The 15156-nt window shown below is 62.5% G+C and carries 12 protein-coding genes and 1 tRNA gene; 7 read left to right on the top strand and 6 right to left on the bottom strand.

Annotation, left to right across the window (positions count from 1 at the left end):
- Position 1: 1 nt before the first annotated feature.
- Positions 2-78: transfer RNA gene (locus EK373_RS30705), tRNA-Met, on the bottom strand.
- Positions 79-255: 177 nt separating this feature from the next.
- Between EK373_RS30705 and EK373_RS30710 the strand changes: the two genes are divergently transcribed.
- On the top strand, positions 256-780 hold the full coding sequence (locus EK373_RS30710) for a protein-tyrosine phosphatase family protein (RefSeq protein ID WP_129649181.1): 525 nt from the start codon (positions 256-258) through the stop codon (positions 778-780).
- Between the two features lie 606 nt (positions 781-1386).
- Here the strand turns inward: EK373_RS30710 and EK373_RS30715 are convergent.
- Genes EK373_RS30715 through EK373_RS30730 form a run of 4 tightly spaced genes read right to left on the bottom strand, consistent with a single transcriptional unit; the run spans position 1387 to position 6645 of the window.
- Complete coding sequence (locus EK373_RS30715) at positions 1387-2253, bottom strand: DUF1963 domain-containing protein (protein ID WP_129649183.1); 867 nt, start codon at positions 2251-2253, stop codon at positions 1387-1389.
- Entirely contained in the window at positions 2253-4691 is a 2439-nt protein-coding gene (locus tag EK373_RS30720) for an ABC transporter permease (RefSeq protein WP_129649186.1), read from the bottom strand. The genes EK373_RS30715 and EK373_RS30720 overlap by 1 nt, the downstream gene beginning before the upstream one ends.
- Positions 4691-5374 carry an ABC transporter ATP-binding protein gene (locus EK373_RS30725; RefSeq protein WP_129649188.1) on the bottom strand — a complete coding sequence of 228 codons (684 nt, stop codon included), beginning with the start codon at positions 5372-5374 and terminating at the stop codon, positions 4691-4693. The genes EK373_RS30720 and EK373_RS30725 overlap by 1 nt, the downstream gene beginning before the upstream one ends.
- Positions 5371-6645: an efflux RND transporter periplasmic adaptor subunit gene (locus EK373_RS30730; protein WP_129649190.1), complete on the bottom strand. Its 1275-nt coding sequence runs from the start codon at positions 6643-6645 to the stop codon at positions 5371-5373. The genes EK373_RS30725 and EK373_RS30730 overlap by 4 nt, the downstream gene beginning before the upstream one ends.
- Positions 6646-6747: 102 nt before the next feature.
- Here EK373_RS30730 and EK373_RS30735 point away from each other — a divergent pair, with 102 nt between their 5' ends.
- The 3 genes from EK373_RS30735 to EK373_RS30745 are packed head-to-tail and all read left to right on the top strand — an operon-like array spanning position 6748 to position 10084.
- A complete protein-coding gene (locus EK373_RS30735; protein WP_198683780.1) occupies positions 6748-7329 on the top strand; it encodes a response regulator in 582 nt (193 codons plus the stop codon).
- Positions 7319-8485: a sensor histidine kinase gene (locus EK373_RS30740; RefSeq protein ID WP_129649196.1), complete on the top strand. Its 1167-nt coding sequence runs from the start codon at positions 7319-7321 to the stop codon at positions 8483-8485. Before EK373_RS30735 ends, EK373_RS30740 begins: the two co-directional genes overlap by 11 nt.
- A gap of 36 nt (positions 8486-8521) precedes the next feature.
- Complete coding sequence (locus EK373_RS30745; protein ID WP_129649197.1) at positions 8522-10084, top strand: phospholipase D family protein; 1563 nt, start codon at positions 8522-8524, stop codon at positions 10082-10084.
- Between the two features lies 1 nt (position 10085).
- On the opposite strand, the gene EK373_RS30750 is transcribed toward EK373_RS30745, so the two are convergent.
- On the bottom strand, positions 10086-10772 hold the full coding sequence (locus EK373_RS30750) for a DUF3313 family protein (RefSeq protein ID WP_157994619.1): 687 nt from the start codon (positions 10770-10772) through the stop codon (positions 10086-10088).
- A 145-nt stretch (positions 10773-10917) separates the two neighbouring features.
- Between EK373_RS30750 and EK373_RS30755 the strand changes: the two genes are divergently transcribed.
- The 3 genes from EK373_RS30755 to EK373_RS30765 all read left to right on the top strand — a co-directional run bounded on the left by EK373_RS30755 (position 10918) and on the right by EK373_RS30765 (position 15156).
- Positions 10918-11454, top strand: coding sequence for an RNA polymerase sigma factor (locus EK373_RS30755; RefSeq protein WP_157994620.1), 537 nt, complete (start codon positions 10918-10920; stop codon positions 11452-11454).
- Complete coding sequence (locus EK373_RS30760) at positions 11441-12490, top strand: FecR family protein (RefSeq protein WP_129649200.1); 1050 nt, start codon at positions 11441-11443, stop codon at positions 12488-12490. The genes EK373_RS30755 and EK373_RS30760 overlap by 14 nt, the downstream gene beginning before the upstream one ends.
- Before the next feature lie 95 nt (positions 12491-12585).
- Positions 12586-15156: a TonB-dependent receptor domain-containing protein gene (locus EK373_RS30765; RefSeq protein ID WP_198683781.1), complete on the top strand. Its 2571-nt coding sequence runs from the start codon at positions 12586-12588 to the stop codon at positions 15154-15156.

The following is a 15156-nucleotide window of genomic DNA, read 5'->3' on the forward strand; positions in this document are numbered from 1 at the left end:
TTGGTAGCGGGGGCAGGATTTGAACCTGCGACCTTCGGGTTATGAGCCCGACGAGCTGCCAGACTGCTCCACCCCGCAACAGGAGGGCGCGCATTGTAAGCGCCTCGCGACGAACATTACAAGCTAAATAATCGGCTGCGAAATCGTAACGAAATCAGCGTGAATGTCAGTCGTTGCAGCTGTAAATGAAGTCGACGGCACTGCTTTTCAAGGCTGGGGCGCAACAGTCCACAGCCCACTTTGAATACGAAGGACATGCAACCAACCCTCTACGAAGTTGAGCGCATCGGCACTGGCCGTCTGGCCGTAATGGGGCGACCTCGGGCCGGCGATTGGGCCTCTGATGAGTTCGCCGGTCTGGCGCGGCTCGGCGTCACGGACATCGTCTCTTTATTAGAGCCGTCTGAGGCGCATGAACTCGATCTCGCCGAGGAGCCGGCCTACTGTGCAGCGGCCGGCATACGTTTTTATTCATTCCCGATCAAAGACCGCGGTGTTCCTACATCGTCGGAGGACCTTGCTCGATTGGCATGTCGGCTCTATCACTCGTGCGCAGCGGGGCGTTTCGCTGCTGTCCACTGTCGAGCTGGAATCGGCCGCTCTGGACTGGTAGGCGCAGCCGTCCTGATCCATGGTGGATTTACAGTTCGTGACGCGCTGTCTGCTATTTCCAAGGCGCGCGGAGTCCAGGTCCCTGATACGAATGAGCAGGGCGAATGGCTCTCGCGTTATCGAAGTGCAATCTCGCGGTGTGACTTGAATCAACTTCAACCGTACTGACCTGGCGCCAGTGATATGAGATGCCCGGACGACGTTCGGTTGAAGCAGCGCCAATCGAACCATGGCGGTCCTTCCTGGCAGATCTAGATGGACTTCTTGAAGGCCCCGTAGAGCTACGTTGCCTCGACGGGTTTGTCGTGACTCACCAATACGGTATCGGACGCGAAACCTCCGATATCGATTTCCTCGCTGCCATCGGGCAGTCACCTGAGGACGATGTCGAAAGTCTGGCGGGGCTGGGATCGAGGCTCCATCGCAAGTACCGTCTCTACATGCAGCACGTCGCAATCGCGACGCCGCCTGCTGATTATGCGAGCCGTCTCGTTCGAATGTTTTCTTCCGCGCCGTGGAAGCGCCTGAGCCGCTTTTGCGCTGGATGCCACAGACATCGCGCTATCGAAGCTGGAGCGCAACGCGGAGCGGGATCGCGAAGATTTCCTTCGGCTCGCCCGCGCTGGATATATCGATCGTAAGGTTCTGAAGGATCGACACTACGAAGAGCTGCGGCCGCATCTGCTCAGCAAACTCTCCTGGCACGATAAAACGTTACAGCTGTGGCTCGAAATGGCGTGGCCAACCACGTAGACCCGAAGTGTTCGACGCTATTCAGTCGCACTCCAAACTCATCCTCACTGCTGCAAAGTCACGCTCGGCCAGCGCTTCCGGCGTGATCCACAACTGCAGCACGCAGCCGATGTTCTGGAACCACTCGAGCCCGACATCGCCTTTCATTTGCAACAGCAGCACGTCGCTGTCGTGTTGCATGGGGCCGCTTTGCACCGACTCGCCGTAGCCCAGCATCTGATGAATCGCGCGGGCTTGAGTCAACCTGCGATCGTGATTGCGAAACTCCCACCGCGCTTCGGCTTCGAAGGGTATGCGGACGCTTTCAGGAATTCTCGCAAGCGCCTCCGCGGATTCGGTCGCGCACAGATTGCAGACGAGATGAACGGCAAGGACGGGATGTTTTCTAATGTCCAGGTAGAACTTCGCGCGCTGGAGCGTCTGCGCCGCGACTTCAAACGATTTCCAGACCTGGTCATACTCTCGCTGCGTCTGTGAGTCGCAAGGCTCAGAGATCGCGTGCTCACGTGCGCGTTGAACCCACGAGGCCGCGACCTCTTTGATTCGGGCGAGCTCGGCGAGGACTTCAGGAGGCTGGTTGCGAAGCTGGAAGTCGTAGAGCGAATCGATTTCGTGATACACGGCACGCGCGCTGTGCAGAATCACTCCCCAAACGAACAGCCACTGTGACCCGGCGGCTCTTACCGCCTCGTGCAAGTAGCCAGGCCACGGTTCCATGCGCTCGTGCGCGAGTTTCTGGTCGAGCTCGTTCAACAGCAGCTCGCGCGGATCTGGCGTCTCCGTCGGCTCGAGGGGATTGTAATTGTCGGCACCGACGTAGTCGCAGTACGAAGTGAATGCAATGAACTCGATCGGCTCGGGGGCGGCGTTCAGCGGCGGCGTTGCCATCAGCTTGCAGTCAACGCCTCGATTGGCTGGATCGCAAGCGCCTGCCGCACATGTCTCAGCGTCGCGAGCGTCGTAACAAACAACATCGCCGCGCCGGCAATCGCCATTGGCATCACCAGGCCGGTGCCCGCATCGACGCGGTCGACGAATCCAGCCAGATAGCGTTCGCCGAACCAGGTTGCCAGAGGCAAGCCGATCGCGGCAGCCATGAGTAGCGGCGGCATGAATTCCAAAGCCAGCTGGCGAAGGATTGCGACGTCGTCGGCTCCGTGCAGTCGTCGGAGGACCAGCTCCGTACGTCGCCGCCGCACCGTATCGGCGATCAGCGCATAGGCACCGAGCATCGCGACGCCGACCGACAGCAATGCCACGGCAGTCAGCATCGTGGTCAATTGCTGCTCCTGTTCATAAACAGAAGCGAGCTGAGCGTCGACGGATTGGATGTCATATAACAGCCTCGGGCCGTAGGCTTTCCAGAGATCTTCCAACGTCTGGCGCAAGGTCGTCATGTCAGTGCCGTGGACCGTCAGATCCCACTGGGGCTTGTCACTGAGCAGGAATGCTTGAGGCAGTGCCGGGTCGCGGGCGGATTCGAGCTTGACGCTCTTCACCACGGCCACGACGCGCCGTTCATCGGAGCCCTCTTGCAGGAAGCCGCCGCCACCTCGAAGCAACTCTCCGAGCGCGGCCTGTGGATTGGAAAAGCCCAGCAACCGCGCGGCCTTTTCATCAATGACGACGTGAGTTTCTCCAGTGCCCAGCGTCGGTGTGCCGGCCAGCAACGTCATGCCGTAGGTCGCAAAGAAACCCGGCGAGACAGTCGTCACGCGCAGCACCTGCCGGTGTTGTGAGCGGCTGACGTGCAACTCGTTCGGTCCCTCGGTATCCCCGGCGGGTCGTGCGTTGCTGAATGCCCAGCCTTTGATTGCCGGATGACGATCAAGCGCGGCGGTGAACGCGCTCATGCTGGGAACTGCCGCTGGATCCACCATCACGCCCAGCCACAAGCGATTGTGAGTATCGAAGCCGCGGTCCAGGCTCAGCAGATATCGTTGCTGTTGAGTCAGCACGCCTGCGAGTGAGAGCAGCAGCACGACGCCGCTGAGCTGAACCGTCAACAGCGCCTGACGCACCCGACGTCCCCACGGGCCTTCGCTGGCGGTGCGGCCTTGCAAAGCCGGGGCAGGCGGCTGACGCAGGGCCATCGATGCAGGCAGAGCGAGCGTGAGTGCCAATAGCACGAGCACGCCGATGGCCAACCCCAGCACGAGTTGCAGTGGCAGTGGATCGGCAACGGATTGCTCCGGCGGCAGGCCCACCCACGTCGCGATAGCAGGCGTCGTCCACCACGCGAGCAACAAAGCACCGGTAACGGCCAGCAGCAGCGATATCAGAACTTCGAGACTCCATAGACGCACCAACTGCGGAGCATCTGCACCGAGACTACGACGCAATGCTGTTTCGCGTTGCCTCTGCAGCAAGGTGGCGGTCTGCAGATTCATGCAATTGAACGCGGCCATCAGCAGCAGGAGCAAGCTGGCCGCTGCGATAGCGCCGAGCAATTGCCAGCGCTGCTCGTTCGCGGCGCCTTGGAAAGGCAATTGATCGAGCGTGATGCCGCGAAAATAAGCGGCTTCGCGGCCAGCTTTCCAGTCCGCAGGCAATTGCGCATAGAGCGGATTGTCCATGAAGGCCTCGCGCATCCAGCCGGCCACCTGATCGACCGAGCTGTCCGGACGCAAGCGTGCGAACACGCGACCGTTGATTGCGAAGATCGCCGCGAGCTCCTGCTGGCTCATCGGATTCGCCGGCGATTCGAAACCAACCAGGGCCCACGCATTACCGACCATCGGATTCGCTCTGCCAAGCGGCGTTCGCGGATCGAAATTCGGGATGACGGCGGTGACGGTGTAGACGCCGCCACGCGCGTCGATGCGCCGGCCGACGGCCTCGGCCGGTGAAATATCTCCCCACAGTTTGCGCATGAGATCGAGCGTGATCGCGATCGCGTCTCGTCGGGTCAGCGTGCTCTGCAAATCACCCCGTAATGTAGTGAGGCCCAGCAGTGGCACCAGGTCCGAGTCGGCGATCAATAACAACGCCGATTGCTTCCGGCCCTCGATATCGATGTCCAGGCCGTTGGCGCTGGTGCGACTGATGAGATCCAGGGGCGCGCGGCGTTCCTTCAACATCGCGCCGAACGACACGGGCGAACCGGTGAACCACGGGCTCGGCTGGCCCGGCGGATTGCCTTTCATATCGAGCAGCACGATGCGTTCGGGATCGGCGATCGTCGGATCCGGTTCGGCGAGCGCGACGGCAAGCAACGCCACTATCGAACACGCAGCCATCGCGACCATCAGTCCGCTGACTGCGGCGAAGGTCGACGCGCTTCGACTACGGGCGCCGCGCCAGGCATCCAGTAAGAGTGCTTTCATCAGAGCTGGTCCGCGTAGGTGTCCACCAGCACTCTGCCGTCGAGCAATCGCACGCCGCGTGAAGCGAGCGCTGCATGCTCGGCACTATGCGTCACCATCACCAGCGTCGTGCCTTCGTCGTTCAGTTCGCGAAGCAGTCGCATCACCTCCTGGCCATGTGCGCTGTCGAGGTTGCCCGTGGGCTCGTCTGCCAGCAGCAGTGCAGGGCGCGAGGCAATGGCGCGAGCGATCGCGACACGCTGCTGCTGGCCGCCGCTCAGTTGACTCGGATGATGATCGGCGCGATGAGTCAGTCCCAGGCGTTCGAGCACTTCGGCCACGCGCTGACGCTGCGCTCTTGCTGACAGCTCGCCATAGCGCAGCGCCAGCTGCACGTTGTCGTGCACGGTCATCTCATCGACCAGATTGAAACTTTGAAAGACGAAACTGATCCGGCCGCGACGAATCGCCGCGAGCTCGCGTGAGGTTCGGGCGGCGACTTCCTGGCCTTGCAGCCGGTAGCTGCCGCTGGTGGGCACATCCAACAAACCGAGCAGGCCGAGCAACGTCGACTTGCCACAACCCGAAGGGCCCGTGATCGCGACGTACTCGCCGGCCTCGATCTGTAGATCGATCTGGTCCAGCGCCGTGGTCTCGACCTGTCCGGTTCGATAGCGTTTGGTGACTTGCGTCAATTCGATCATGGCAGAGCGAGCCTCGCGGCCTCGGCAGGAGGTTGGGAGATCAGTACTTCGTCGCCGGGCTGCAAGCCCGCCAGCACTTCGACTTGACCGGCGGCGCGCCGGCCCAGCCGAACGTTGCGGCGGACGAGTTGCTCGCCATCGCGGACATAGAGCTGGCTTTGCACGCCCGGCCCATCGGGCAGAATCAGTGCCGGCGAGGGCAGGCTGAGTTGCAAGCGCGTTTCCAATGTTTGTCCGGGACGCAGGTGCGGGGGCGGCGAAGCACCTTCCGGCCACTGCAATAGCACTCGCACTTTGCCATCCTGAACCTGTGGCAGCGTCTGCGTCAGTTTCAGCACGCCCACGCTGCTGTTGGCTGGCAGCCCCGGCTCCAGTCTCGGCAGATAATATTCATCGATGTCGGCCGCCAGTTGCATGCCGCCAGTGACGTCATCGATGCGGCCCAGACGATCGCCGGGCCGGATACTTGCACCCACCTGCAAACGAAAGCCGCTCAGCCTTCCTGCCGTTGGCGCGTGCTGAGTCAACCGCTCGCGTGCCCGTTCGAGCAGCTGCAATCCGCGCTGCAGACCTTCTACCGCGCGGGCCATTTCATCCAGTGAGCGTTGGCGGATTTCGGCTTCGAAGCGCTGATCTTCGCGGGCCTGTTCCAGCAATTGCGTCGCCAGCGCGTGCTGACGTTCTGCTTGCTCCAGCGCCGCCACGGACATGAACCCTTCGCGCGTCAACTTTGCTATTCGTCGATACTCCGATTCCGCCTGTTGCTGCGACGCTCGTAACTGTGCAAGCTCCCGGCGACTCTGCGCGAGACTCGCGGCTTGCGCGCTCCGTTGTATTGAGACGTTGGCAATCTGCTGCGCGACCTCCGCGCTTCGTGCCATCAGCAGTTGCTCTTGCTCGGGGCTGTGCAATTGATAGAGCGGGGCGCCGGCCTCGACCCATTCACCTTCTCGTGCGAAGACGGCTTCCACACGACCGGCCTCGGCCGCATCGAGCAGCACCGACCGAATCGGCTCGACGCGGGCGCGTACCGCGAGCTCGTCCCGGAACTCGCCGGCAACCACCTTCGCCAGTTGTGGAACGTTGACCACTGGAAGCTGCGAGGGTCGCTGCCAGAACAGGACGCCCATGGCGATCGCAGCGACCACGGCGATCGCGAGATGCCGCAGCATTCGCTGCCGCCGAGACTTCATCGGCAGCGGACGGTCCATTGAAGCGCCGCTGTGAAGGGCGCTCAGATCGACGGCGTGCAGGGACGATTTCAGGGGCATCGGGCACAGCCTGCCGCCGGAGGCTCGCTCGAGCCAAGCCCCCTGTCCGGTTTCGAACACTCCGCTGGCGTACCGCCGACTCGGGCTGCGAAGATGCACAGCGTGCCAGATACACCGTCGCCATCGATCCTGCTGCTCGACGACGATCCCGATGTGGGGATCGCCGCTCAGCTGCTACTGCAGCGACGAGTTGCGCCCGTCGTGTGCTTGCGCCGGCCAGCGGAGTTGTTCGCGGCGCTCGATCGGCTGCAACCCGCGGTGCTATTGCTCGATCTCAACTTCGGCCCGGGGCGCACCGATGGCGCGCAGGGGCTGCGCTTACTGGCGGATGTCTGCAGTCGGCCGAATCCGCCGGTCGTGGTGGTGCTGACCGCGTACGCCGATATCGATCTGGCGGTACAAGCCATCAAGCGAGGGGCTTTTGATTTCATTACCAAGCCATGGGACAACGTGCGTCTGATCGCCACTTGCACCGAGGCGTTGCAGAAGTCGCAGGCAATGCGCGATGGGCAGCCGGCGCCACCACCCAAACCAACCGAACCGCTGCGGCCACTGGCCGAACAAGAGCGAGCCGCGGTGGTCGCGGCCATGGCAGAAGCACAGGGTAATCTCAGCGCCGCCGCTCGTGCGCTCGGACTGTCACGCGCGGCGCTTTATCGTCGCTTGGAAAGGTATGGCCTTTGAGAAGCTGCGACTTCTGATCGGCGCAGCGCTGCTGTTTGCTGCCGGAGCCATCGCCGCGTCAGCGGAAGCTTCGGCACGCACCTGGATCACTGCGTCGGTGCTGTTGCTGGCGGCGCTCGCGGGACTCTGGCCATTGGCTCGACCACGTTCATCTGCAGCGCCCACGACTGACTCTCCGCCGCATCCGGACGCACGGCGATTGTCGACGTTGCAGGTTCAGCTGGAACATTTGCCAGTCGCCGCCTGGATTCAAACAGAACAGGCGCTCGAGCCTTTGACCAGTCGCGCTCGGCGTTTGTCTGCGCCCGGCGGTGTGCGCGATCGCGAAGTCTTGCATCAACTGCTTCGCACTAGCGAGCGCAACGGTCCCGTGACCTTGGACACCGAGCGAGGCAGCGAGCGCTGGCAGCTGCAACGTCAGGTGCTGGCGGTCGAAGGCAAGGCGCAGGCATTGATTGCGCTGACGCCGCTGGAGCAGGAACTGGAGTCCGAATCGCTGCACGCGTGGCAGCAGCTGTTGCGAGTATTGACGCACGAGATCATGAACTCGCTCACGCCCATCAAGAGTCTCAGCGAGACCGCCAACAATTTGTTAGGAGAGCCCGACAGCTCAGCTGACTTGCGAACTGCGCTCGATGCGATTGCGCGTCGCGCCGAGAGCTTGTCGAGCTTCGTGAGCAACTATCGCAGGGTCAGCCAATGGCCGCAGCCGACACTGGCGCCAGTCGATCTGGCCGAGCTCTTCAAACGACTGCAACAGGCAGTAGCGCAGACCTGGGCGGGGCGTGGTGGAGAGATTTCATTCGAAGTGAGCTCGCCGGGGTTGCGCTTGATGGCGGACGAAGGTCAGCTCGAGCAGGTGCTGCTGGCCCTCATCAACAACGCGGAGCAGGCGACGGCCGAGCAAATCAAGCCGCGGCTGTGGGTCCTCGCCCGCCAGAGCCGCGGCGGCCGTTTGCAGATCAGTGTTCGAGACAACGGCTCGGGCGTACCGGTCGGGCTGGAGCGGCAGATTTTTCTGCCTTTCTTCAGCACCCGCGAAGGCGGCCAGGGCATCGGGCTGACGGTGGTCCGGCAGCTGATGTTCGGGATGGGCGGGCGGGTGCGCCACGTCCGGCCGCTGGAAAAAGGGGCGATGTTCGTGCTGAGCTTTTGATATCGGCCCCGCGTCCGCCTATCCTAGTGCTGAGCGATGAGCCGCACCGCACCTCCAATCAAACGCTTCTTCGCAGTCTTAGTAACAGCCGCGTTGCTGGCGTACTTTGCTGCCTGCGCTCAGCTCGAGCCGCGACCGCAGCTCGCCGAAGAAGCCGCATTGGCAGTTGCGGATGACGCCCCGCTGGATCAGGCGACCCGCGCAGTCGAGGCGAGCCACCCGGATGAATCGGCGTTTCGGTTGGTCATCGAGGGGGCCGAAGCGTTCGTGGTTCGAGTTCAAACCGCGCGCATGGCCAAGCGCAGCCTCGATGTTCAAAGCTACATCTGGCATGCCGATCTCACGGGCATGTATTTCGCAAACGAACTGCTCCTGGCCGCGGACCGTGGAGTGAAGGTGCGCGTGCTGCTGGATGATGTCGATGCGCGCCGGAACAACGACGCGATTGCGGCGCTCTCCGCACATCCGAATATCGATATCCGCACGTTCAATCCCTTCGCCTCGAGGCGAGGAACGTTCAGCTTGCTTGCGGAGGGTCTGAGCAGCTTCTCGCGCGTCAATCGCCGCATGCACAACAAGAGCTGGATCGCGGACAACCGGCTCGCGATCGTCGGCGGCCGCAATATCGGCGACGAATACTTCAGCGCCAGCGACGAGGTGAACTTCGTCGATCTGGATTTCGCGATGATCGGCCCGGTCGTGCGCCAGGCTTCAGAGTCGTTCGATGCCTATTGGAACTCGCGATCTGCTTATCCGATGCAAGTGCTGGATCCCGATAAGGTCAGCAGCGAGGCGCTGCACCAGTTGCGGCCGAAACTGGCCGCGCAGGCAGCGCGGGCGGAAGATAGCCCCTATGCCAGGGCGTTGCGAGCCAACGATGCGATCAAACGCATGGTCGAGGGCGACTGGCCGGTGCAGTGGGCGCGCAAGTATCAATTTGTGGCGGATGACCCCAACAAGGTCACGATGCAAGAACGCGACGCGAAGCGCGCGCAGGTGTCAGCCGCGCTCGTGCCCATGGCGCAGGCAGCACAGGCGCGCTTATCGATCATCTCTCCTTATTTTGTTCCCGGTGACAACGGCACAGCATTATTGACCAGCGCTGCTCGCAGCGCGCGCAACGTCCGCGTGCTGACGAATTCCCTCGTTGCAAACGACGTGGCCGCCGTGCACGGCGGTTACTCCCGCTATCGCGAGCCGCTGCTCGAAGCGGGCGTGCAGATTTGGGAGTTGAAGCCTCTGACCCAGAGCAAAACGGGCTCCAGCTTTCTCGGATCGTCCGGGGCGAGCCTGCACACGAAAGCGCTCGCAGTGGATGGTCGGGCGCTGTTTGTCGGCAGCTACAACCTCGACCCGCGCTCGGCATGGCTGAATTGCGAGCAAGGAGTGCTCGTCGAGAACGACGTACTGGCGCAGCAGCTCGAACAGATCTTCCAGAGGCAGACCGACGGTGAGCATGCGTGGCATGTCGAGCTGGAGGCGGGGAAGATGTGGTGGAGCGATGGCCGGGAGCGCCTCGACAAAGAGCCGGACGCGTCGTTGGGCCGTCGCTTTCAAGCCTGGTTCGCCCGCGCGTTCCATCTCGACGCGCAGCTGTGAATCAGGTTTGTTTGCCACGCGCCGCGTCGAGCGCGTTCCGCAGCGTATCGGCCCAACTGGTGATGATGCGCCGTGCGTCGGCGCTGTTGGTCACGGAGTTGGTCCATTGCCACATCATGCCGTTATCTTCGCGTCGATCGAAGGCTCTGGCCAACAACGTGCCGGTGACTGAGTCGCGCAACTCTGCGATCAGAGTCATCTCGCCGGAGTCGGCAGTAAAGGTGCGCACGCGTCCGGCGGTCTGCATGGAGACGTCCGGAGCAGTGATATAGAGATTGACGATGGCGGGGCGCACTTCGAGAACGTCGGCCGCGGGCTCGGTGACGAGCTGATAGCCACCCTCGGTCTGCAGCTCCTTGACCATTACTTCGGCGAACAACTGCGCGAGCTCCTGGCGGATTTTTTCGCGATCCGGCTCGTTCATCCGGTACAGCTCCGAATTCTGTTCCGGCTTCCAGTTCTTGCTGAACTCGACGTACACCGGGCGCACCAGCAGCTTGTTGTAGGGAGTGAGGTTCGCCCCGGGCCGTCGATACACCGCGTCCACGCCTTTGACGTCGGCACGCTGCAGCCCTTCCTGGGTTGACAGGTCATCGATGGGAGACTGTTTCGTGGTCTGGCACGCGATGAGCCCGCAAAGAGCGGTCGCTGAGAGCAGCAGGGCCAGGCAGGGATGTAGTCGCTTCATCGACCCCGTTATAGGCGCGAGCGCCGGCCGATCCATCCGTGCAAGGGGACAGACAGAGTGCCGATTTCGGAGCTGGAAGGGGGAGGATTTAGACTATCGCCCAGTCTTAAACGCACCGGAACTGGGCCCCGGGTGCGCACGAGTTATGTCCAACCTTGATCCACAGAATCGGCTGGTGGAGTGGTTTCGCCGCTGGCGGACGCCATTGCGTCGATTCCTGGCGAGCCGCAACGCCGTGCGTCCCGCCGATTTCGACGACGTGGCGCAGGAGGTGTTCCTGCGCCTGCTGCGTTATGACGCGGCTCAGATCGTCGAGCACCCGCAGGCCTACCTGTTCAAGATGGCGTCGAACGTGGCTGCCGAGTGGAGCATTCGCTCCAGCAACCGGCTGCTTCATGAACCGCATTGGCTCGCGTCGCTGGCGGCCGAGGACAGTCCGGAAAAGGCCCTGGACTCCGAGGCCGCGCAGCGGGAGATCCTGCGCGCGCTCAACACCTTGTCACCCCGCGAGCGCGCCATTTTAAAGCTGTACTTCGAGGAGGGCCTGAGCCAGGCGGAGATCGCGACCCGGCTCAATGTTTCTTTTCGGATCGTGCGGCGTGACTTCGAAAAGAGCTACGGCAAATTGCGACGCGAGCTCAACGACGAATTGACCAGAGCGCTCCAGTATGGACACGAATGACCGGCGCGCCCGCGCCACACACGAGGCAACCCAATGGTGGAATCGGCTCAGCATTCAGAAGCCGACCGAAGTCTCGCAGTCCGAGCGTGAGCTGTTCACCGAGTGGTTGCGTGAGTCTCCGCTGCACGTCGCGGAATTTCTACGCGTCGCCCATGTTCACGATTCGCTGGAACGATTCAAGCTGTGGGATGAGGTAGAGGTCGGCGGCGCCGCGGCGCCCGACAACATCGTGCAGCTGCGCGATGTCGATGAGCGTGCGCCCGAGGATGCGGAGGAATCGAACGGCGGTCATGAAGCCCGCTCGCGAGTCCGCACCTGGGCGATTGCGGCAAGCAGCTGCCTGATCGCGGTCCTCGGCACGTGGTTCGCGCTGGGCCTTCGCGGCGATGTGATCGAGTCGAAGCTGGCCGAACGGCGGCAGGTCATGCTGGAAGATGGCACGGTCGTGCAGCTGGAGCCCGAGACCCGGTTGCGAGTGAAGTTCGAAGAGCAACTGCGTCGAGTCGAGCTCGAGCGCGGGCGCGCGCTGTTTCGCGTGGCCAAGAATGCACAGCGTCCGTTCCTGGTCAGTGCCGATCAAACATCGGTGCGTGCGGTCGGCACCGCGTTCGGCGTGGAGAGCGGATCGCGAGGCGTCGTCGTGACCGTCGTCGAAGGCAAAGTGGCGGTGGCCGACTCTCCCAAGGCGCAAGCCGATGGCGCCGAGATCTTTCTAACGGCCGGGCAACAGGTGACCGTGCGGGACTCTGGCAACGTGGCTCCGGTGCGAGTAGTCGACACCACGCGGGCGCTTGCATGGGCGCAAGGTCAGCTCGTGTTCGAGAACGACACACTGGCCGACGTCATTCAGGAATTCAACCGCTACAACCGCGTGCAGCTGAGCATCGACGATGCGCAACTCGCCACTCGCAAGGTCAGTGGCGTGTTCGAGGCCACGGATTCGGAGACATTGCTGGCGTTCATTCGTGAGAGCGGCGCGGACGTCAGCATCACCCGGACCGATGCAGGGATCGTCATCGGCACGACCCCTCGATGAAATTTCCGCTTGCACGACCGGGGGAGGAATCAAACCGTCATCCAGTCTTCTGCCTGCCCATACATTCATGCTTAACAGGGGCGGGGAGAAAGATCATGCGGATCGGCGTGGCATCGGCGTTTGCTTGTGTCGGGATCGCGAGTGTTTCTCTGGCGGCCGAGTCCAGCGCCGCCATTCTGCGGCATAACCTGCACATTCCACGACAAACGTTGGATGTGGCGCTCAAGGATCTCGCCCAACAAACGGGGCTGCAGATCGTTCGCTTCAGCGACGCGGTGAAGGGCGATGCGATGGTCGGCCCGCTCAACGGCAACTACTCCGCCGAGCAGGCGCTGCGAGAGTTGCTTGCGCCGGCGGGCTTGACGTTTCGACCGCTCAACGATCGCGCATATATTGTCGTCACCACGCAAGAGCTGACACAGAAGTCGGGCGCCGTGACGACGGCGCGAGAGAGTCTGGCGCTGCCGACTGAAGTCTCACCCCAGTCGTTACAGCTGGCACAGGCAGAACCGCCGGTTGTGGGTGGCGGCAGGGTGCCTGAAAGCAGCACCCCTGGTAACGCTGCGCCGAACGAGCCATCGGCGCTCGAAGAAATCATCGTCACGGCGCAGAAGGTCGAGGAGCGCCTGCGAGACATTCCGATGTCGATCACGGCGATGACCGGCCGTGACCTGCAAGCGCTGGGCGCCACGCAGTTCGTCGACTTCGCCAACACCGTACCGAGTTTGAACTTCACCAGCAGCGGCGTGGGCCAGACCCAAGTCAATCTGCGCGGTATCACGAGCGGCTATAACGTCTCGCCGACCGTGGGAATCTATGTGGACGATGTGCCCTACGGTTCCAGCACCGCGTTCGTGGCGAGCGCGCAGTTGGCCCTCGACGTCGGCTTGTTCGACATGAGTCGCGTTGAAATTCTGCGCGGCCCGCAAGGTACGTTGTACGGCGCCAGCACGATGGGCGGCCTGGTGAAGTACGTGACGAACGTTCCGGACACCACGGCGTACAGCGGCACCGTGCGGGCGAATGTTTCCAGCACCCAGGACGGCGGCGTGGGTTACGACGCGTCGAGTGCCGTCAACATTCCGCTCGCCGATGACAAGGCCGCGCTGCGTGCGAGTGGCTTCTATACGCACAATGGCGGCTACGTCGACAATCTCACCCTCAATGACGAGGACGTGGATGCGGCGGACATGTACGGCGGCCGCGTCGATTTCCTGTTTGCGCCGACGGAGCGTTTGTCGGTGCGGCTCACGGCGTTTGCGCAAGACATCGACCGCGACGGTTCCATCGCCGCCGACTTCAATCGCACCACCGGCGTCGCCATCGACGGCGAACTGGATCAGCGGCGCGCAATGGTGGAGACCTTCGAGCAGAGCTTTCGCCTGGCCAGCGCTACGGTGAAGTACTCGTTCGACTTCGCCACACTGACCTCGATCAGCAGCTATCAGACGGTGCGCAGCGATGCCATCACCGACTTCTCGGCGTTGTACGTGCCGGCGTTCGGTGGCCCGAGTGCATTCAGCGCCATTGGCCTGGCTCGCAACGCCGATACGGACAAGTTCACGCAAGAACTGCGCCTGTCGTCCACCAGCCCAGTCGTCGACTGGTTGATCGGCGGCTTCTACACCAAGGAGGACAGCGAGCAGTTCCAGCAATTGCTGCCGTTCGATCCGAGCGGCGCGCCGTCGCCGGTGAACTTCCTCACGCTGACGATCCCAAGCAAGTACGAGGAATATGCGGCGTTCGGCAATGTCACCTTCCATGTCACCGACAAACTCGATGTCACGGGCGGCGTTCGCTACGCTCACAATGAGCAGCGGCAGGAACAAAACGGCTCCGGATTGCTGATCGGCGTCGTGCCGACGCGTAGCGACAGCGACAGCGTGCCGACCTATCTTGCGAACGTTCGTTATCGCGTGAACGACAACTTCATGCCGTACCTGCGCTTCGCCACGGGGTATCGGCCGGGTGGGCCGAACGCGGTGCTGAACGATTTGAACGGCCAGCCGCTGGCCGATCCGACGTTCGATGACGACCGGCTCACCAGTTATGAAGCGGGCGTCAAGTTCGGCAGCGCGGACCGCCGTTTCAACGCGGACATCGCCGTGTATCACGTCGATTGGAAGGACATGCAGATCACTGCGATCCGCAACGGTCTCGGTGTGATTGCCAATGCCGCGAAAGCGCAGAGCGAAGGACTGGAGATGACGCTGACGGCATTGCCGGTCCCCGATCTGACCGTCATGGGCACGTTTGGCTATACGAATGCCGAGCTCGCCGCGGACGCGCCGGATCTTGGCGGCGTGAAAGGCGAGTCGTTGCCGGATACACCGGAAGTTACCGCGGCGCTGTCGGCAGAGTATCGTTTTGGCCTGGCGAGCTACGACGCGTTCGCCGGCGGCACCGTACGGTACGTCGACGATCGAAGCGCAAACTTCGATCTGAGCTCAGGCATGCCACAGTACCAACTGCCGGACTACACGGCAGTCGATCTTCGCACCGGCGTCACGGTGGGCGGTACGCGCTTCCAGCTCTACTGCAAGAACGTCACTAATGAGCGTGGCCAGCTGTCGGCGATCACGGGCACCTCTTTGTTTGGCGGCCCCGCGAACGTCAGCATCCTGCAGCCTAGGACTTACGGGCTTGGCGTCGATGTGAGCTTCTGA

Origin of the sequence: Peristeroidobacter agariperforans (assembly GCF_004138335.1) — a bacterium.
Taxonomy (GTDB): Bacteria; Pseudomonadota; Gammaproteobacteria; order Steroidobacterales; family Steroidobacteraceae; genus Steroidobacter; species Steroidobacter agariperforans.